Source organism: Oleiphilus sp. HI0043 (assembly GCF_001634935.1).
On sequence record NZ_LWEY01000584.1, the window covers coordinates 1 to 821 of the forward strand.

General features: G+C 43.6%; 2 protein-coding genes. One reads left to right on the plus strand and one right to left on the minus strand.

Annotation, left to right across the window (positions count from 1 at the left end; genetic code table 11):
• Positions 1-386: hypothetical protein (locus tag A3729_RS07270; RefSeq protein WP_156497760.1), on the minus strand; the 386-nt coding region annotated here is incomplete at its 3' end.
• A 159-nt stretch (positions 387-545) separates the two neighbouring features.
• On the opposite strand from A3729_RS07270, the gene A3729_RS07275 reads away from it, so the two are divergent.
• Positions 546-821 (plus strand): YtoQ family protein (locus tag A3729_RS07275; protein ID WP_197475654.1); only part of this gene is annotated, 276 nt, incomplete at its 3' end.

Consider the following 821-nt stretch of genomic DNA (forward strand, 5'->3'; position numbering starts at 1 on the left):
CAGATCTTCTCTACAGATAAACGGAAAGCTTGTTCCTCGCCGTGGACGGCTATGGAGATAGTGGTGCGTTTTATTTCATCTTCCCAAGGTACGTTAATACGCAGCTCAAAAACATCAGCCGGCGCACGCCCTTTTCGTTTAACGACAATGCGGCGTAAACCTCGGATCGTGCCTTTTTCGCGAATATGATATTCGGTAGAGAGTGCTTGCTGCAAACCGTAAGCTTTCTGGGCTTTGGCAAAGCGAGCGTCGATTTCCTGGGCTTTGGAATACGCAGCTTTGCGACTGCGTTTGATACGGACATACTCTTGGTGTTCTTTACCTCCCCATGCTCGAAAGACTCGGAAGTAAGATAATTCGCCGTACTGGTGATCATAAATTGCCATATACTGCCCCCTCCTTGTAGGGCTCGTCCTTTGTGAACGTATCTATTCGCTTCAACATCAATATTTTGCTGAATAGATCACATTTCGTTAGAGTTCGCACTCCGATAAAATCACAAGCACAATATATAACATTAATATGAAATTAGGGAGACACTTGTCATGAAATACAGCATTTATTTATCTGGTGAAATTCATAGTGATTGGCGTGAGCGGATTGTTGCGGGTTTAGCATCAAACGGCTTGGATGTAGACGTTTATTCTCCAGTTACCAATCATGAAGCCAGTGATGAGGTTGGTGTTCGTATTCTTGGAGAGGAAGATAACAACTTTTGGAAAGACCACAAAGCAGCAAAAATTAACGCCTTACGTACGATGACCCTGATTGAAAAATCTGACATTGTTGTGGTGCGTTTTGGTGAAAAATACAAGCAGTGG